Source organism: Streptomyces sp. NBC_00443 (assembly GCF_036014175.1).
Classification (GTDB): domain Bacteria; phylum Actinomycetota; class Actinomycetes; order Streptomycetales; family Streptomycetaceae; genus Streptomyces.
Genome location: NZ_CP107917.1, coordinates 4,880,345 through 4,899,199 on the forward strand (window position 1 = coordinate 4,880,345; position 18,855 = coordinate 4,899,199).

Annotated in this window: 12 protein-coding genes and 3 rRNA genes; 5 read left to right on the plus strand and 10 right to left on the minus strand. The window is 65.9% G+C overall.

Annotated elements, in window-relative coordinates:
• Positions 1 to 49: 49 nt before the first annotated feature.
• Entirely contained in the window at positions 50 to 1,318 is a 1,269-nt protein-coding gene (locus OHO27_RS22080) for an MFS transporter (protein ID WP_328430506.1), read from the minus strand.
• A 142-nt stretch (positions 1,319 to 1,460) separates the two neighbouring features.
• On the opposite strand from OHO27_RS22080, the gene OHO27_RS22085 reads away from it, so the two are divergent.
• The 4 genes from OHO27_RS22085 (at position 1,461) to rrf (ending at position 7,820) form a co-directional block, all read left to right on the plus strand.
• Positions 1,461 to 2,009, plus strand: coding sequence for a MarR family winged helix-turn-helix transcriptional regulator (locus OHO27_RS22085; RefSeq protein ID WP_328426529.1), 549 nt, complete (start codon positions 1,461 to 1,463; stop codon positions 2,007 to 2,009).
• A gap of 653 nt (positions 2,010 to 2,662) precedes the next feature.
• Positions 2,663 to 4,188: ribosomal RNA gene (locus OHO27_RS22090) — 16S ribosomal RNA — on the plus strand.
• A 315-nt stretch (positions 4,189 to 4,503) separates the two neighbouring features.
• A 23S ribosomal RNA gene (locus tag OHO27_RS22095) occupies positions 4,504 to 7,618 on the plus strand.
• 85 nt (positions 7,619 to 7,703) lie between these two features.
• Positions 7,704 to 7,820, plus strand: a 5S ribosomal RNA gene (gene rrf / locus OHO27_RS22100).
• Together the 16S, 23S and 5S rRNA genes form the textbook arrangement of a ribosomal RNA operon.
• Positions 7,821 to 7,873: 53 nt before the next feature.
• On the opposite strand, the gene OHO27_RS22105 is transcribed toward rrf, so the two are convergent.
• Positions 7,874 to 8,554 carry a response regulator transcription factor gene (locus OHO27_RS22105; protein WP_328426531.1) on the minus strand — a complete coding sequence of 227 codons (681 nt, stop codon included), beginning with the start codon at positions 8,552 to 8,554 and terminating at the stop codon, positions 7,874 to 7,876.
• Entirely contained in the window at positions 8,551 to 9,801 is a 1,251-nt protein-coding gene (locus OHO27_RS22110; RefSeq protein ID WP_328426533.1) for a sensor histidine kinase, read from the minus strand. Before OHO27_RS22110 ends, OHO27_RS22105 begins: the two co-directional genes overlap by 4 nt.
• A gap of 86 nt (positions 9,802 to 9,887) precedes the next feature.
• Between OHO27_RS22110 and OHO27_RS22115 the strand changes: the two genes are divergently transcribed.
• Positions 9,888 to 10,451, plus strand: coding sequence for a GNAT family N-acetyltransferase (locus OHO27_RS22115; protein ID WP_328426535.1), 564 nt, complete (start codon positions 9,888 to 9,890; stop codon positions 10,449 to 10,451).
• 38 nt (positions 10,452 to 10,489) lie between these two features.
• On the opposite strand, the gene OHO27_RS22120 is transcribed toward OHO27_RS22115, so the two are convergent.
• The 7 genes from OHO27_RS22120 to OHO27_RS22150 all read right to left on the minus strand — a co-directional run bounded on the left by OHO27_RS22120 (position 10,490) and on the right by OHO27_RS22150 (position 18,799).
• A complete protein-coding gene (locus OHO27_RS22120; protein ID WP_328426537.1) occupies positions 10,490 to 12,106 on the minus strand; it encodes a type IV secretory system conjugative DNA transfer family protein in 1,617 nt (538 codons plus the stop codon).
• Between the two features lie 8 nt (positions 12,107 to 12,114).
• Positions 12,115 to 13,530, minus strand: a complete 1,416-nt coding sequence (locus OHO27_RS22125) for an ATP-binding protein (protein ID WP_328426539.1) — start codon at positions 13,528 to 13,530, stop codon at positions 12,115 to 12,117.
• 6 nt (positions 13,531 to 13,536) lie between these two features.
• A complete protein-coding gene (locus OHO27_RS22130; protein ID WP_328426541.1) occupies positions 13,537 to 15,093 on the minus strand; it encodes an SCO6880 family protein in 1,557 nt (518 codons plus the stop codon).
• Positions 15,090 to 16,424, minus strand: coding sequence for a hypothetical protein (locus tag OHO27_RS22135; protein ID WP_328426543.1), 1,335 nt, complete (start codon positions 16,422 to 16,424; stop codon positions 15,090 to 15,092). Before OHO27_RS22135 ends, OHO27_RS22130 begins: the two co-directional genes overlap by 4 nt.
• Positions 16,414 to 17,247, minus strand: a complete 834-nt coding sequence (locus OHO27_RS22140; RefSeq protein ID WP_328426545.1) for a hypothetical protein — start codon at positions 17,245 to 17,247, stop codon at positions 16,414 to 16,416. The genes OHO27_RS22135 and OHO27_RS22140 overlap by 11 nt, the downstream gene beginning before the upstream one ends.
• A gap of 216 nt (positions 17,248 to 17,463) precedes the next feature.
• Complete coding sequence (locus OHO27_RS22145) at positions 17,464 to 17,772, minus strand: hypothetical protein (RefSeq protein ID WP_003991275.1); 309 nt, start codon at positions 17,770 to 17,772, stop codon at positions 17,464 to 17,466.
• Between the two features lie 424 nt (positions 17,773 to 18,196).
• Entirely contained in the window at positions 18,197 to 18,799 is a 603-nt protein-coding gene (locus tag OHO27_RS22150) for a TetR/AcrR family transcriptional regulator (protein ID WP_328426547.1), read from the minus strand.
• Between the last annotated feature and the right edge of the window lie 56 nt (positions 18,800 to 18,855).

The following is an 18,855-nucleotide window of genomic DNA, read 5'->3' on the forward strand; positions in this document are numbered from 1 at the left end:
CAGCCCGTCTGGGGGTGCCCCCTCTGGGGGAGTTTGAGGATGGGGAACCTCAGGCGCGCGCCCGAGCCTGCCCCGCAGCGGACGCAGTCCCCTGCGCCACCACTCGACTCTTCCCCACCCACGGCCGATCCTGCACCGCAGTGAGCTCCCGCCCCAACCGCACAGCGAGATACATGATCCCCAACGAGAACAACAGAAACGTCACGACATACGGCCCATGCAGCGAGGCGCCCATCGGCCCGCCCACAGCCGGCCCCACAGCCAACGCAAGCTGCTTGACCAGCGCAAACGCCGAGTTGTACTGCCCAGCCATCCCCTCCGGCGCCAGATCAGCCACCAGCGGAGCAACGGTCGGCGACAACATCGCCTCACCCAGCCCGAACAACGCATACGTGGAGATGAAGGCGGCCGTAGCCATCTCCTGGCTCCCGTGCCCCAGCCCGGCATACCCCGCCGCAACCCACGCCACGGCCCAGATAAGCCCGACCGCCGCGATCACCCGCGACCGGCTCCGCCGCTCGACGAACTTCAGCACGGCGAACTGAGCCACCACGATCATCGCGGTGTTGGCCGCGAGCGCGGTCCCGAGCGCAGACGTGGAAACCCCGGCCGCCTCGACCCCGTACGCGCTGAGCCCCGACTCGAACTGCCCGTAGCAGGCGAAGAACAGCACGAAGCCCAGCACACACAGCTGCACCATGGCCCGGTTCTGGAGCAACTGCTTCCAGCTCCCCTTGCCCGACTCGGCCCCCGGCGCTCCCTCGATCCGCGGCGCCCGCGGCATCCGCACCGTCGCCATCACCACGACGAGCAGCAGGAACATCGCCGCCTCGATCGAGAACAGCAGAGTGAAGGACGAGACGCTCGAAGCGTCGACCAGGTGACCACCGATGAGCCCGCCGACCCCCAACCCCAGGTTCTGCAGGAAGAACTGCGTCGCGAAGGCCCGCGACCGAGTCTCCGCGGTGGAGCAGTCGACGATCATCGTCGCGAGCGCAGGCTGCATCACGGCCTGCCCCGCACCGAGCGCTGCCGCCGACAGCAGTACGGATACGGCGCTTCCCGCGAGCCCCAGGCTCAGCGCCCCGAGCGCAGCGGTGACCAGGGCGGCAACCAGCACCGGCAGCGGGCCCCGCCGGACGATCGCCCGCCCGGCGAACGGCAGCACGACCAGCGCGGCCACGGCGAAGACGGCGAGGACGAGCCCCGCCGTCATGGCACCGAGCCCCCGCACCTGCGCCACGTAGACGTACAGGTAGGGGACGGTGAAACCGAGCCCGAACGCGCTGAGTGCGTTGCCCACGTGGATCCGGCGCATCGCTGCGCCCATCGCCCTGGTCACGTTCACCTCTCTCGTATCTCTCAGATGCAGATCTGAAGACTTCGAACCTAAACTTCGAAGCTAAACTCTACACACCGAAGGACTTCAACGCCAAGCGAGCCCGTGCCATACTCGGCCCATGGGCGACACCCCCGGTATCAGCGAACCGACACTCGAAGAACAGATCGCCGCCTACCAGCGCGAGTTCCAGGACCTCGACCCCCAGGTCGAGAAGGTCGTCTCGGCGCTGTCCCGCCTGAACCGCCGCATGAACGTCGCCTACGGCCGCCAGACCTCCGCCCTCGGCATCAGCAACGCCGAGTGGGAGGTCCTCAAGGCTCTCGTCCTCTCCGGCGCCCCCTACTGCATGGGCCCCAGCGACCTCGCCAAGGGCCTCGGCCTCACCCCGGCAGCCATGACCCACCGCATCGATCGCATGGTCGCCGAGGGGCTGGTCACCCGGGAGCGGGACGAGTCGAACCGCGTCCGCGTCATCGTCGAGCTGACCGCCGAGGGCAGGGAGAAGTGGCTGGAGGCGATGCGGCTCGCGTCGGTCTTCGAGGAGGATCTCCTCCAGGACCTCTCGGCGGAGGAGCGCGCCACGCTGGGCGAGGTCCTCACCCGCCTGCTCCGCAGAGTGGAGCACGCCCAGCCGGACGCCGGCGGACGCCTCAGCGACCTGGACTGACACGAGGGCCCGGCCGCGCAACAAAGATCTTGACAAGAGGCGCTTGACAGCCCCCTGCCCGATCCGTAAAGTTCTTCGGGTTGCCGCCGAGCCGTAACGGTTCTGCGACAGCACCTCCCGCCGCGAAAGCGGCAAACCAAACCACCAGCATGATCTCCCACTCGGGTTGATTTCGGCGTGCCCGAATTCAATTCGAATTGGGCTCGGCAGCCCGATTGGGAATCGCCGAGCGGATCCGCTAAGGTTTGAGACGTCGGAACGGCCCAACAGCCGCGAAGACAAGCCCCGCTGACTGGGGGTCAGGCCCGAAAGGATCTGATAGAGTCGGAAACGCCGGAAAGGGAAACGCGAGAGCGGAAACCTGGAAAGCACCGAGGAAATCGGATCGAGAAAAGGTCTGATAGAGTCGGAAACGCAAGACCGAAGGGAAGCGCCCGGAGGAAAGCCCGAGAGGGTGAGTACAAAGGAAGCGTCCGTTCCTTGAGAACTCAACAGCGTGCCAAAAATCAACGCCAGATATGTTGATACCCCGTCTCTCTCATTCGAGAGGGCGAGGTTCCTTTGAAAAAACACAGCGAGGACGTTGTGAACGACCGCCTTATTCCGGTGGTTGTTCCGCTCTCGTGATGTGTGCACCCGATTACGGGTAAACATTCACGGAGAGTTTGATCCTGGCTCAGGACGAACGCTGGCGGCGTGCTTAACACATGCAAGTCGAACGATGAACCACTTCGGTGGGGATTAGTGGCGAACGGGTGAGTAACACGTGGGCAATCTGCCCTTCACTCTGGGACAAGCCCTGGAAACGGGGTCTAATACCGGATACCACCTTCACTGGCATCTGTGAAGGTTGAAAGCTCCGGCGGTGAAGGATGAGCCCGCGGCCTATCAGCTTGTTGGTGAGGTAATGGCTCACCAAGGCGACGACGGGTAGCCGGCCTGAGAGGGCGACCGGCCACACTGGGACTGAGACACGGCCCAGACTCCTACGGGAGGCAGCAGTGGGGAATATTGCACAATGGGCGAAAGCCTGATGCAGCGACGCCGCGTGAGGGATGACGGCCTTCGGGTTGTAAACCTCTTTCAGCAGGGAAGAAGCGAAAGTGACGGTACCTGCAGAAGAAGCGCCGGCTAACTACGTGCCAGCAGCCGCGGTAATACGTAGGGCGCAAGCGTTGTCCGGAATTATTGGGCGTAAAGAGCTCGTAGGCGGCTTGTCACGTCGGGTGTGAAAGCCCGGGGCTTAACCCCGGGTCTGCATTCGATACGGGCTAGCTAGAGTGTGGTAGGGGAGATCGGAATTCCTGGTGTAGCGGTGAAATGCGCAGATATCAGGAGGAACACCGGTGGCGAAGGCGGATCTCTGGGCCATTACTGACGCTGAGGAGCGAAAGCGTGGGGAGCGAACAGGATTAGATACCCTGGTAGTCCACGCCGTAAACGGTGGGAACTAGGTGTTGGCGACATTCCACGTCGTCGGTGCCGCAGCTAACGCATTAAGTTCCCCGCCTGGGGAGTACGGCCGCAAGGCTAAAACTCAAAGGAATTGACGGGGGCCCGCACAAGCAGCGGAGCATGTGGCTTAATTCGACGCAACGCGAAGAACCTTACCAAGGCTTGACATACACCGGAAAGCATTAGAGATAGTGCCCCCCTTGTGGTCGGTGTACAGGTGGTGCATGGCTGTCGTCAGCTCGTGTCGTGAGATGTTGGGTTAAGTCCCGCAACGAGCGCAACCCTTGTTCTGTGTTGCCAGCATGCCCTTCGGGGTGATGGGGACTCACAGGAGACCGCCGGGGTCAACTCGGAGGAAGGTGGGGACGACGTCAAGTCATCATGCCCCTTATGTCTTGGGCTGCACACGTGCTACAATGGCAGGTACAATGAGCTGCGATACCGTGAGGTGGAGCGAATCTCAAAAAGCCTGTCTCAGTTCGGATTGGGGTCTGCAACTCGACCCCATGAAGTCGGAGTTGCTAGTAATCGCAGATCAGCATTGCTGCGGTGAATACGTTCCCGGGCCTTGTACACACCGCCCGTCACGTCACGAAAGTCGGTAACACCCGAAGCCGGTGGCCCAACCCCTTGTGGGAGGGAGCTGTCGAAGGTGGGACTGGCGATTGGGACGAAGTCGTAACAAGGTAGCCGTACCGGAAGGTGCGGCTGGATCACCTCCTTTCTAAGGAGCACTTCTCACCGAGTCCTTCGGGACGAGGTCAGAGGCCACTACGCAGGCAAACGTTCTGCGGTGGTTGCTCATGGGTGGAACGTTGATTATTCGGCACTCTCAGTCATCTCGGGCTGCCAGTACTGCTCTTCGGAGCGTGGAACGCTGATCACGAGTGGCGGGGGTGCCGGGCACGCTGTTGGGTGTCTGAAGTAACGGCCGTGAGGTTGTGCTTCGGTTGCCGGCGCCGGTGAAGCACCACAGTGGTGGTGTGTGACGGTGTACTGGTCGTTGTTTGAGAACTGCACAGTGGACGCGAGCATCTGTGGCCAAGTTTTTAAGGGCGCACGGTGGATGCCTTGGTACCAGGAACCGATGAAGGACGTGGGAGGCCACGATAGTCCCCGGGAGTCGTCAACCAGGCTTTGATCCGGGGGTTTCCGAATGGGGAAACCCGGCAGTCGTCATGGGCTGTCACCCTTGCCTGAACACATAGGGCAAGTGGAGGGAACGCGGGGAAGTGAAACATCTCAGTACCCGCAGGAAGAGAAAACAACCGTGATTCCGGGAGTAGTGGCGAGCGAAACCGGATGAGGCTAAACCGTATACGTGTGAGACCCGGCAGGGGTTGCGTATGCGGGGTTGTGGGATCTCTCTTCTGTTGTCTGCCGGCAACAGGACGAGTCAGAAACCGTTGATGTAGGCGAAGGACATGCGAAAGGTCCGGCGTAGAGGGTAAGACCCCCGTAGTCGAAACATCAGCGGCTCGTTTGAGAGACACCCAAGTAGCACGGGGCCCGAGAAATCCCGTGTGAATCTGGCGGGACCACCCGCTAAGCCTAAATATTCCCTGGTGACCGATAGCGGATAGTACCGTGAGGGAATGGTGAAAAGTACCCCGGGAGGGGAGTGAAATAGTACCTGAAACCGTGTGCCTACAAGCCGTGGGAGCGTCGGAATGTGCTTGCACATTCTCGTGACTGCGTGCCTTTTGAAGAATGAGCCTGCGAGTTTGCGGTGTGTTGCGAGGTTAACCCGTGTGGGGAAGCCGTAGCGAAAGCGAGTCCGAATAGGGCGGTTCAGTAGCGCGCTCAAGACCCGAAGCGGAGTGATCTAGCCATGGGCAGGTTGAAGCGGAGGTAAGACTTCGTGGAGGACCGAACCCACCAGGGTTGAAAACCTGGGGGATGACCTGTGGTTAGGGGTGAAAGGCCAATCAAACTCCGTGATAGCTGGTTCTCCCCGAAATGCATTTAGGTGCAGCGTCGTGTGTTTCTTGCCGGAGGTAGAGCACTGGATAGGCGATGGGCCCTACCGGGTTACTGACCTTAGCCAAACTCCGAATGCCGGTAAGTGAGAGCGCGGCAGTGAGACTGTGGGGGATAAGCTCCATGGTCGAGAGGGAAACAGCCCAGAGCATCGACTAAGGCCCCTAAGCGTACGCTAAGTGGGAAAGGATGTGGAGTCGCAGAGACAACCAGGAGGTTGGCTTAGAAGCAGCCACCCTTGAAAGAGTGCGTAATAGCTCACTGGTCTAGTGATTCCGCGCCGACAATGTAGCGGGGCTCAAGCGTACCGCCGAAGTCGTGTCATTGCAGCAATACGCCCAACGGCGGCTGTGATGGGTAGGGGAGCGTCGTGTGCCGGGTGAAGCCGCGCCGGAAGGCAGTGGTGGACGGTTCACGAGTGAGAATGCAGGCATGAGTAGCGATTCACACGTGAGAAACGTGTGCGCCGATTGACTAAGGGTTCCTGGGTCAAGCTGATCTGCCCAGGGTAAGTCGGGACCTAAGGCGAGGCCGACAGGCGTAGTCGATGGATAACCGGTTGATATTCCGGTACCCGCTGTGAAGCGTCAAACATTGAACCAGGCGATGCTAAGTCCGTGAAGCCGCCCTGGAGCCTTCGGGCAAAGGGAGTGGTGGAGCCGACGGACCAGACCTGTAGTAGGTGAGTGATGGGGTGACGCAGGAAGGTAGTCCAGCCCGGGCGGTGGTTGTCCCGGGGTAAGGGTGTAGGCCGTGCGATAGGTAAATCCGTCGCACATGAGGCTGAGACCTGATGCCGAGCCGATTGTGGTGAAGTGGATGATCCTATGCTGTCGAGAAAAGCCTCTAGCGAGTTTCATGGCGGCCCGTACCCTAAACCGACTCAGGTGGTCAGGTAGAGAATACCGAGGCGTTCGGGTGAACTATGGTTAAGGAACTCGGCAAAATGCCCCCGTAACTTCGGGAGAAGGGGGCCATCACCGGTGATCCGATTTACTCGGTGAGCTGGGGGTGGCCGCAGAGACCAGCGAGAAGCGACTGTTTACTAAAAACACAGGTCCGTGCGAAGCCGTAAGGCGATGTATACGGACTGACGCCTGCCCGGTGCTGGAACGTTAAGGGGACCGGTTAGTCAGGATTCGTCCTGGCGAAGCTGAGAACTTAAGCGCCAGTAAACGGCGGTGGTAACTATAACCATCCTAAGGTAGCGAAATTCCTTGTCGGGTAAGTTCCGACCTGCACGAATGGCGTAACGACTTCTCGACTGTCTCAACCATAGGCCCGGTGAAATTGCACTACGAGTAAAGATGCTCGTTTCGCGCAGCAGGACGGAAAGACCCCGGGACCTTTACTACAGTTTGATATTGGTGTTCGGTTCGGCTTGTGTAGGATAGGTGGGAGACTGTGAACTCTGGACGCCAGTTCAGGGGGAGTCATCGTTGAAATACCACTCTGGTCGTGCTGGATGTCTAACCTGGGTCCGTGATCCGGATCAGGGACAGTGTCTGATGGGTAGTTTAACTGGGGCGGTTGCCTCCTAAAGAGTAACGGAGGCGCCCAAAGGTTCCCTCAGCCTGGTTGGCAATCAGGTGTTGAGTGTAAGTGCACAAGGGAGCTTGACTGTGAGACCGACGGGTCGAGCAGGGACGAAAGTCGGGACTAGTGATCCGGCGGTGGCTTGTGGAAGCGCCGTCGCTCAACGGATAAAAGGTACCCCGGGGATAACAGGCTGATCTTCCCCAAGAGTCCATATCGACGGGATGGTTTGGCACCTCGATGTCGGCTCGTCGCATCCTGGGGCTGGAGTCGGTCCCAAGGGTTGGGCTGTTCGCCCATTAAAGCGGTACGCGAGCTGGGTTTAGAACGTCGTGAGACAGTTCGGTCCCTATCCGCTGCGCGCGCAGGAATATTGAGAAGGGCTGTCCCTAGTACGAGAGGACCGGGACGGACGAACCTCTGGTGTGCCAGTTGTTCTGCCAAGGGCATGGCTGGTTGGCTACGTTCGGGAGGGATAACCGCTGAAAGCATCTAAGCGGGAAGCCTGCTTCGAGATGAGTATTCCCACCCACTTGATGGGGTAAGGCTCCCAGTAGACGACTGGGTTGATAGGCCGGATCTGGAAGCACGGTAACGTGTGGAGGTGACCGGTACTAATAGGCCGAGGGCTTGTCCATAGATGCTCGCGTCCACTGTGTTGGTTCTGAAACCACGAACAGCCCCGTATGGCCACATACGGTGCGGCTGACAGTTTCATAGTGTTTCGGTGGTTATAGCGTGAGGGAAACGCCCGGTTACATTTCGAACCCGGAAGCTAAGCCTTACAGCGCCGATGGTACTGCAGGGGGGACCCTGTGGGAGAGTAGGACGCCGCCGAACAAATTGTGAGAAAGGCCCACACCTTATGGTGTGGGCCTTTCTGCGTTTCTGGATCAGGACGGCTGCGCCAGGCCGGTGTCGTACGCCAGAATCACCGCCTGAATTCGATCCCGTGAGCCGGTCTTCGCGAGGATGCGGCCCACGTGGGTCTTTACCGTCGATTCTGCGAGGTGGAGGCGGGCCGCTATCTCCGTGTTGGTCCAGCCCTTGCCGATCACCGAGAGGATCTCGCGTTCGCGGTCGGTGAGAGGAGAGAGTCGCGGGTGGTCCAGGGGCGACGAGTCCTGGCCGCCTGCGTGGCCCTGCGCCGGTAGGTGGTGGGCGTACGCGTCGAGGAGGCGACGGGTCAGGCTTGGGGCGACCACCGCGTCGCCGGTGGCGACTGCGCGGATGCCTGCGAGGAGTTCCTCCGGCTGGGCGTCCTTGACGAGGAAGCCGGAGGCGCCCGCACGGAGGCCGGCGTAGGCGTACTCGTCGAGGTCGAAGGTCGTGAGGATCAGGACCCTGGTGCGGTCGCCGGTGGTGGTGATGCGGCGGGTGGCCTCGATGCCGTCCAGGCCGGGCATGCGGACGTCCATGAGGATCACGTCGGGGTGTAGTTCCGCTGTCATGCGGATCGCCTCGCTGCCGTTGGCGGCTTCGCCCACCACCGTCATGTCGTCCTGGCTTTCGACGAGCATTCGGAAGCCGAAGCGCTGGAGGGGCTGGTCGTCGGCTATGAGGACGGTGGTCACTGCGGGGTTTCCTCCGGGAGATGCAGGTGGACGCGCCAGCCCTGCTCGGGGTGCGGGCGTGGGCCGGCCTCAAGTGTGCCGCCGTACAGGGCCGTTCGCTCGCGCATTCCGGGCAGACCGCGGCCACCGGTGGGTTCAGCCGGCCCTCCGCTGCCGGTGTCGGTCACGGTCGCGGTGACGGCGCCCTTCTCCTCGTACGAGAGCTGTATGCGGGCGGTCGTGTTGGGGCCGCCGTGTTTGAGGGTGTTGGTGAGGGCCTCCTGGATGACGCGGTAGACGGTGAGTTGGCGGCCCGGGGGGAGGCTGGGGGTGCCGTGGGTCGTGGTGTGGATGGGGAGGCCTGCGGCGCGTACGCCGTCGAGGAGCTGGTTCAGGTCGGTGAGGGTGGGTTGGGGGGTCAGCTCCGGGTGGGGTGCTCGGGGCTGTTCGTCGTCGCGTAGGACGTCGAGCAGGCGGCGTAGTTCGGCCAGGGCCTGGCGGCTGGTGGTGGCTATGGCGTGGAGGGCCTGGGCGGCGCGTTCCGGGGACTTGGTGGCCGCGTACTTTCCGCCGTCGGCCAGGCCGGTGATGACGGAGAGGTTGTGGCCGATGATGTCGTGCATCTCGCGGGCGATACGGGCTCGTTCGGCCGCGGCGGCGAGCTGGGCCTGCTGGTCGCGTTCGATCTCCAGGCGGCGGGCGCGGTCCTCGAGGGCCTCGGTGTGGTCGCGGCGGGTGCGGACCGTGATGCCGATGGCCACCGCTACGGCGATGGACATCAGGACCGGGACGATGTCCTTGTCCGGGGTTCCCTGCGGGTGACGGGCCGCCATCACGGCGACGGGCGCGGTGATCAGGGCCGTCGCCCACCAGAGGTTGCGCGGAGGGCGGCGCAGGGCGATGTGGAAGACGACGAGCAGTTGGAGCAGGACCGCTTGGAGGGCGGTGCCGGTCCAGGCGTTGACCAGGGCGAACGGGGCCATGGCCAGGAGTACGGCGCGCGGGTGGGCGCGCCGCAGGAGGAGAGGGACGGACAGGCCGAGGCTCAGGGTGAGGACCAGCCAGCCGGGGTTGTCGCGGTCGCGGGCCACGTTGAGCCAGCCGTCGCCGTAGTAGTCGATCAGGGCCGCCAGTACCCAGAAGCCGGTGAGGTGCAGGTCCCAGACGAGCGGATGGCGTACGTCGAAGGCACGTACGCGTCGGCTGATGCGCTGGATGTGCTGGGTGAGGGGTTCCGTCGTCGCTCGCTCGTGCGTCACGGGGTCCATCCTCCGGGGCTCGGTGGTGGCCGGCACAGGGCCCTGGGCGGGAATCCGGGTGAGCGATGTCGTACCCGGGTACTACGGTGGCGACCATGAGCACCACGACCCCCGGGGCCTATGTCATCAGGTCCATACGTGCCGACGAGTGGCCCGCCGCCAAGGAGTTGCGGCTCGCCGCCCTGCGGGATCCCGTCGCGCCGCTCGCGTTTCTGGAGACGTACGAGCAGGCCGTTGCCCGGCCCGACTCCTTCTGGCAGGAGCGGGCCGCAGGGGCCTGCGAGGGGGCCGACGGGGCGCAGCAGATCATCGCCGAAGGGCCGGACGGGATCTGGGTCGGGACGTTGACCGTGCTGGTCGAGGAGCCGGGGACGACCGACTGGGCCGGCTTTGCGGTGGAGCGGAAGCAGGGGCATGTCGTCGCCGTGTTCGTACGGCCCGAGGAGCGGGGGAGCGGGTTGACCGACGTGCTCTTCGACGCCGGCCTGGAGTGGGCGTGGTCGCGGGGCGCGGAGCGGGTGCGGCTCATCGTGCACGAGGAGAACGGGCGGGCGCAGCGGTTCTACCGGAAGGCGGGGTTCGAGCCGAGTGGGGTGACCGTGCCGCTGGGTGAGGGGGCGGCGGAGGTCGAGTTGGAGTTCGTCATCGAGCGGCCGTAAGGGGCCGTGTGATCGGCCTGCCTGCCCCGGGAGTTCGGCTACACGGGGAGTTCGTCGTGGGGCCAGCGGGAGCGCGCCTGTTCCCGGGACCGGAGCAGGGCCAGGGTCGGCATGCCCCGGTCCGCTCCGGTGGCCAGCAGCTCCGGGAGCTGGGGAAGTGGAGCCACGGCGGCGACGTCGTCCAGGACGAGCGTCATTGGTGGGTCGAGGCGACCGGAGGATGACCGTTCGGCCATGTGCCGGCCGCGCTCGACCACGCTTGCGGCGAGGGCCGTCAGGAGTGGCATGGCGCCGGGGTTGGCTCGGGGATCCTCGATGGATTCACCCACCACATAAAGCGTGCCCCCTTCGTGGACGAAGGAATCCAAGGTGAGGGCATCAGTTCGGTTTGGAGTGCAGGCTTCCCGGATGTTGACCGTGGAGAGGGCGGAGAGTGCCCTGGTCGTCAACTCCTGGGCGATGTCCCGCCGTTCGGGATGGGCGGTGAGGGCCGCTTCGAGTTCGCCTGCCGCGCCCGGGGCCGCCTTCGGGTTCGTGCGCAGGATGCGTACGGCGTCCTGGATCTGGGTGCCCTGGGACCAGCGGTGTACGTGGCGGATGGTGCGGCCGTCGATGGCCGCGGCGTGCAGGTAGCTGCGCAGTAGTGTTTCGGCGGTGTCGCTGACCGCCTGGTCGAGGCGGGAGCTGGGGCGGACCGGGGTGAGGAGTGCCGTCGCTCGTGAGACCGCGGTCTGCTTGTCCTCGCAGCCCGTTGTGGGGGACCAGTGGAGGCGGGCCGGGGTGTCGCAGAGGTGGGTGGGGTCGTAGAGGAGGACCGGGCCGAGTTTCGCGCGGGCGTCCTTCGAGTCCTGCCAGACCGTGGGGTTCGACGTGACTACGAGGGCGGGGCCTTCCGCGTCGCGTACTGCCTGGGTGGCGGTGGCTTGGCGGCTTTCCCTCGGGGCTACGTGGATCCTTTCCCACGCGCCCGCCCGGTCGGCGAGCAGCGCGGTGTGGGGTCCGGCGTCGGGTACCGCCCCTTCGCCGCGTACCGCTGTCTCCGAGGTTGACGCCGCTGCCACCGCTGCCGCAGTCGGCGCCGCCGTCATCGGCACCGCCGCCATCGGCTCCGCTTCCGTCCGCGGCGCCGGGACGTCGCCGCGGACCGGTGCCGGCGCGGGGTCAGGGGCCGATGAGAAGCCGGGCTGTGCCGGCCTGTCCGACTTCCCCGTCCCGGCCGCCTGTTCGGCAGCCTCTGCCTTGCCTGCGCGCTCCGTTCCCCCAGCGCGCCGCCCCGCCCTGACCGCCCGCCAGCGTGCCACCGTCCCGAGTACGAACACGGTCAGTACGACCAGGACCATCAACTGCCCGATGAACAGCCCCCAGAACAGGCCGTACCCCGACAGCTGTCCGTCCGGTGTCTCCGGCCACGCGCCCGGGATGTCGTGGGGCTGGGCGACCAGGGAGCGCATGGCCAGAGGCGTGCGGGCGAAGGTGACGCCGGAGGGCCAGGAGCCGTGCGCGAACAGGGCCGCGAGGCCCGTCGCCGTCCAGACCAGGAGCGTCATGCCCAGGAGGAAGGCGAGCAGGCCGATCAGGAGGCCGTCGGGGATGCCTCCCTGACTGCCTCCGCTGTCCCGGGTGTACCGGTGTTCCCGGCGGTCGTCCGGTCTCACGCTGCCCCCTACGCCACCGTCGATTCGGAGTCGCCAAGGTGTTGCTCCACGAAGGCCGCCGCCCGTTCCTCCGCCTCCAGCTCGGCGGCGCGCAGGGCGTCGTCGGTCAGTTCGCGGTCGGCGGACGACTCGGTCATCGCGCGGTCGGTGAAGACGAGTGGGCGTTCGGTCTCGGTGATCAGGTGTTTGACCACCTGGACGTTGCCGTTGACGTCCCACACCGCGATGCCTGGCGTGAGGCTGGGGATGATCTCCACCGCCCAGCGCGGCAGGCCCAGCACGCGGCCCGTCGCCCTTGCCTCGTCGGCCTTCTGGGCGTAGATCGTCCTGGTCGACGCCATCTTCAGGATCGCGGCGGCCTCCTTCGCCGCCGCGCCGTCGACGACGTCGGACAGGTGGTGGACGACGGCCACGAAGGAGAGACCCAGCCGTCGGCCGAACTTCAGCAGGCGCTGGAAGAGCTGGGCCACGAACGGGCTGTTGATGATGTGCCAGGCCTCCTCGACCAGGAAGATGCGCTTCTTCCGGTCGGGGCGGATCCAGGTGTGCTCCAGCCAAACGCCGACGATCGCCATCAGGATCGGCATGGCGATCGAGTTGCGGTCGATGTGGGACAAATCGAACACAATGAGCGGCGCGTCGAGGTCGATGCCGACCGTCGTGGGGCCGTCGAACATGCCCCTGAGGTCACCGTCGACGAGACGGTCCAGGACCAGAGCTACGTCCAGGCCCCACGCGCGCACGTCGTCTATGGCGACGTTCATCGCCTCGGCCGACTCCGGCTTGGGATGCCGTAGCTGCTCGACGATGTCGGTGAGGACCGGCTGGCGTTCGAGGATGGTCTCGTTGACGTAGGCGTGCGCGACCTTCAGGGCGAAGCCCGAACGCTCGTCGAGGCCGTGTCCCATCGCGACCTCGATGATCGTGCGCAGCAGGGCCAGCTGGCCCGTGGTCGTGATCGCGGGGTCGAGCGGGTTGAGGCGGATGCCCATGTCCAGGGCGGCCGTCGGGTCCAGGCGGATGGGGGTTATCCCCAGCTCCTGCGCGATGAGGTTCCACTCGCCGACGCCGTCCTCGCCCTGGGCGTCCAGGACGACGACCTGGCGGTCGCGGAAACGCAGCTGGCGCAGGACGTACGTCTTCTCCAGAGCCGACTTGCCGTTGCCGGACTCGCCGAGGACCAGCCAGTGCGGGGCGGGGAGCTGCTGGCCGTAGAGCTGGAAGGGGTCGTAGATGTAGCCCTTTCCGGAGTAGACCTCGCGGCCGATGATGACGCCCGAGTCGCCGAGGCCGGGGGCGGCGGTCGGGAGGTAGACCGCCTGGGCCTGGCCCGTCGACGTGCGCACCGGCAGTCTCGTCGTCTCGACCTTCCCGAAGAGGAAGGAGGTGAAGGCGTCGGTGAGGACGGACAGCGGGTCCCGCATCAGGTCCTACCTCCGAATGCCGGTGGCGAAGGGGAGTGTGTTGACGAATGCCCGGTGATGCTCGCGGTCGCACCACTCCAGCTTCAGATACGACTTTCCGGCCGACGCCCGGATGGTCCTCTTGTCCCGGGCCAGGGACTCGGGGGAGCGCGAGGAGACGGTGATGTAGCCGACCAGGTTGACGCCGGCGGCGCCGCTGGCGAGGTCTTCGCCTCGCTGGTCGAGGCGGTTGTGGGCGGCGATGTCGCGCGGGTCGACGGTCCGGTTCATCTTGGCGGCGCGGCTGGCCTCCGCCTCGTCGTTGGTCTTCTCGGTGAGCATGCGTTCGATGGCGACCTCGGTGGGTTCGAGGTCCATGGTCACGGCGACCGTACGGATGACGTCCGGGGTGTGGACGAGCAGCGGCGCCAGGAAGTTGACGCCCACCGGGGTCATCGGCCACTCCTTCACCCACGCCGTGGCGTGGCACCAGGGCGCGCGGGTGGAGGACTCCCGGGTCTTCGCCTGCAGGAACGTCGGTTCCATGGCGTCCAGCTCGGCCGGCCAGGCATTACGTTTCGTCATCGCCTGGATGTGGTCGATCGGGTGGTCCGGGTCGTACATGGAGTGGATGAGCGAGGCCAGCCGCCCCTGCCCGAGGGGCTGGCGTACGCGGATGTCGGCCTCCTGGAGGCGCGAGCAGATGTCGGTCAGCTCGCGGGCCATGACGACCGCGAGACCGGAGTCCCGGTCGGCCTTGCCGCCGTGCGGGCGGGCCGCGCGGGCCATCGCCTGACCCTCGGCGGCCAGTTCGCGTGTGAAGTGCATGCAGGCGACGAGGTACGCGCGGTGCTGCTCGCTGCTCGTCGACACCATCGACTGGAGTTGGTCGTACGACTGCTGCAGCCATCCCGGGGCCCGCTCGTCGCCGCGTACGGCGACGTCCTTGGCGTGGGCGTCCGGGTCGGCGGGCAGGGTGCGGGCGAGCATCTGGATGCGGGTGACGAAGCCGTCGCCGTTCGCCACGTGCTTGAGGAGGGTGCCGAAGCGGTCGACGAGGGCTTCCTGGTCCTCGGAGTCGCGCAGGCCGACGCCGGGTCCCTCGATCTCGATCGCGGCCGTGACCGTACGGCGGTCGGCGTGCAGGAGCACGGCGATCTCGTCGGGCCCGAAGGGGGCGGCCAGCCAGGTGATACGGCCGATCCCGGGCGGCGGGCCGACCTCGACCTCGCGCCCGTCGAGACCGGTGCCGGCTTCCACGGCGCCGGAGCGGTAGGTGGTGCCCTGGCGCAGGGTGCGCTTGTAGCTGCGGTTGATCTCGAACCACTTGTAGATGGTCCGGTGCTTGTACGGCACGTAGACCGCGCCGAGCGCGAGCAGGGGGAAGCCCATCAGCAGCACGATGCGCAGGGACAGGACGGGGACGAGGAGTCCGCACATCATGCCGAGGAACGCGCCCCCGATGATCAGCGCGATCTCGCCGGTCTCGCGGTTACGGCCGACGATCGCGTTCGGCCGGGCGCGGCCGATCAGATATGTACGGCGGGGCGTGACCGGATGGGACACATGGGACTCGGTCGTCAACGCCCGTCACCTCCTGAACGATTGCTGCTGCGGGTGTTGCTGGCGTGGGGGGTGTTCACCGGGCTGCTCGAGCGGGGTGCGGGTGCGGCGGAGGGGACAGATCCGCCGCCGTTCGAGGAGCGCGAACTGTGCGCGGCGACGCCGCCGGAGGCGGGGTTGGAGGGGCGGGCGGAGGAGCTGGACTGGCCCCCACCGCCCCTGTTGTCCGCGCGGGAGCTGTGCGTCTTGATGCCCTGGGCGACGAGGGTCGCCGGGGAGCTGATGACCGCGGCTGCCTTGCCTTCGGCGCCCCGCATGATGCGGTTGTTGCGGGAGCCGGCGAGCTCGTCGCCGAAGCCCGGGACGAAGCGGTAGATCATCGCGCTCGCGAAGATGGCGAGCAGGATGATGGCCAGTCCGGAGACCACGGCCGAGAAGGCGTTCGGGCCGTCGGCGGAGGACAGGGCGCCGGCCAGGCCGAGCACTATGACGATGACCGGCTTCACGAGGATGACGGCGATCATGATGCCCGCCCAGCGGCGGACGTGGCCCCACAGGTTCTTGTCGACCAGGCCCGCGTAGACGACGGTGCCGAGGAGGGCGCCGACGTAGAGCAGGGCGGCGCGGATGACGAGCTCCAGCCACAGGACGCCGGCGGCGAGGATGGAGACCAGGGACACCACGATCAGCATGATCGGGCCGCCGCCGATGTCCTCGCCCTTCTCCAGGGCGCCGGAGAAGGTGCCGAAGAAGGTGTTCGTCTGATCGCCGGTCGTTTTCGCGAGGACGTCCGTGATGCCGTCCGTAGCCGATACGACGGTGTAGAGGATCAGGGGGGTGAACGCGGACGCCAGGACCGTCAGCCAGAGGAAGCCGATCGCCTCGGAGATGGCGGTGCTGAGAGGCACGCCGCGGACGGCTCGCTTGGCCACGGCCAGCAGCCACAGGAGCAGGGTGAGGACCGTGGACGCCGCGAAGACGACCGCGTACTGCTGGAGGAACTTGGCGTTCGTGAAGTCGACGTTCGCGGTCTCCTGCACGGCCTCGCTGAGCTTGTCGACGGTCCAGGCGGCGGCTTCGGCGCAGCCCTTGGCGAGGGAAGAGAGGGGGTCGAGGGTGGAGGTGGGGTCGGTCAGGGGGCTGGATCCGCCGCCGCCTCCGCCTCCGGTGCCGTTGTCTTTTTCGCAGTAGTCCTTGGCGGGGCCGCGGATGAGGTCGCAGGGGTCACTGCTCGCCGAGGGCTGGGGTGTGGGGGTGGGTGCGGCCACGGCACGTGTGGCCAGCAGCACGGCACCGGTCTGTACGGCGGCGAGGGCCGCGGTGACCTTGAGGAAGCGGTGGTTAGCGCGCATACGTGAACCCTCCGTACTCCTCGACGGCCTTCGTCATGTCGTCGGCAGTGGAGGCCCGCTGGTCCCGCCCGACCGGTACGGGTCCGTCCTTCTGCTGGAAGTCGGTGACCTTCCAGTCGTTGCCGACCCACTTCAGCTGGTAGGTCGTGGTGTACCAGCTCTCGGAGACCGGGTTGGTCGAGCCGCTGCCGGACAGGCCGAAGAGCGAGGTGTACCAGACCTCGACGGTGGCGGCACTGGCGCTGAACGATGTGACCTTGGTGCCCACCGGGATGACTCGGGAGACGAACGTCTGCCCCGCCGGCGCAGCGCCGTCAGTGCTGAGACCGATGTTCGCCAGGAACTGCTCGCTGGAGTAGGCGCGATCCAGGTCGGCCTGTCGGCCGGCGGCGACATCCGGGGCGTAAACGGTGGTGACGATCTCGTGCCGTCCGGCCGTGTTGAACATCTCGGCCGACCCAAGCGCTACGGAGTAGTTGGCCGCCGCACTCCCCGCCCCCTGCTCATCCCGCGCGAACCCCCCAGGAATCCCCGCCGCCTTGCCGCCCACCGGCCGTGTCCCCGTGGCCGCCGTCGTCGAGGACTTCGGCTTGTTTTCGTCCCCGTTCGCGGAACCGGAGTTGTCGCCTCCACGGTTCGCGAAGGCGATCGCGGCGATGAGGAGGACGACCACGCCGACCACGGTGACCAGGCTCCGGGAGGACGAACGGCCGCCCCGCCGCGCACCCCCGTACACGTCACCACCGCTTTCGGGCAGGCGCGTACGGGTCTGACCCGTGCCTCCGTAACCGCCGGAGGCCTCCCGCTCGTCTCCGAGACTCATGCCGCGTACGCCCCCTCGACGTCGGACAACAACACGTTGGAGTACGACGGTAGCCGTGCTGGTTCCCGCATGGGCGCGGTGTGGTGACTCGACATCAGGGAAACGCAACCTCAGCCGGTGGGCACGACGGGTGGGTGGGGGACGAGCGGGACCGGGCGTGCCCGGAGGGGATGGAAAGGAAGGGGCGGTTCGAGCAAGTGAGTGCGACTGGGGCGGCTAGACGGCCATGCCGTACACGATCGTGAACAGCGTCCCCAGCGAGCCGATGATGAAGACGCCCGTCAGCCCGGCGATGATGAGACCTTTGCCCTGCTCGGCGCTGAACGTGTCGCGCAGTGCGGTTGCGCCGATGCGCTGTTTGGCCGCCCCCCAGATGGCGATGCCGAGGCAGAGCAGGATGGCCACCGCCATCACGACCTCGATCATCACCTTCGCCTCGTTGCCCAGGCTGCCGAAGGGGCCCCAGTCCGGAGCGATCCCGCCGATGATGGTGTTGATATCGCCCTTATCGGCCGCAAAGAGCATGTAAGTCACCGCCCCTGTTGGGTAGTTCCGCAGTCCCCTGCGGTGCGCAGAGGTCAGACCTCATTCTCGCCGACAATGGCGCTGTCGTATGTCGACTCGGCGTCACTGATGGGCGGGATTCGTACGAAAACCTCGTATGGTCACTCTGTGTATCACGGCAGGTCACGCCGGGCAACGAGGCCTGAGCGGAACCTGTGGTGTGGTTCCGTCGTTAGCCCTCTTCACGCCGGGTGCCGCTTCTGACGGGTGGTCGGGTGAGGGGGTCGTGCCGGGGGTTGTGCCGGTGTTCTGCGGGTGAAGGTTATCGCCGATATCTGAACGCCCCTAGGCAGGGTGCCACGGCCGCCCGTGCCCGCCGGGCATGGTGACGGGCGGTCAGTTCTTCGCGACGTGCGAGGTGATCAGTCGGAGGGGCTGTTTGCCCTCAGCGGGGCCTGAGGCCGTGCAGCAGGTGGTGGACCAACCCGTCGACGCCGGCCATGGCCACCTCGGGGGTCAGCATGCCGCCGGCGATGAAGGCGGCCATGCCGTGGAGGGCGGCGCCGGTGACGAGGTTGAGTTCCTCCGGGGCGCCCTCGATGATCTCGCCTCGCTGCTGGGCGTCCGCGAGGACCCGTTCGAGGCTGCCGACCGTCTGCTCGACCGCGGCGGCCATCTGCTCCGAGGCGTCCGGCTCGTGCTTGCGGGCGTACATCAGCTCCAGCAGCTCGGCGTTGTCGATGGCGAAGCCGAGGTAGGTCCGGGCGAGAGCGGTGAGGCGGGGTTCCAGGGGGAGTGCCGGGTCGTCGGCCGCGCCCAGGGCCCGGCCGAGCCGCTCGTACCCGGCCAGCGCCAGGGCGTTGAGCAGGGCCTGCTTGTCCTTGAAGTGCCGGCCGGGGGCGGCGTGGCTGACACCGACCTCGCGGGCCAGTTCGCGGAGCGACAGGGCACCGACGCCCTTGTCGCGCAGGGTGCGCTCCGCTGCGGCGAGGAGGGCGGCGCGCAGATCTCCGTGGTGGTAGGGGCGGCTCTCGGGCATGCGCACCATCGTAGCTTGATGTTGTCGGCGCCATCTTTGTTGGCGCCGTCACCATTGTTGTCATT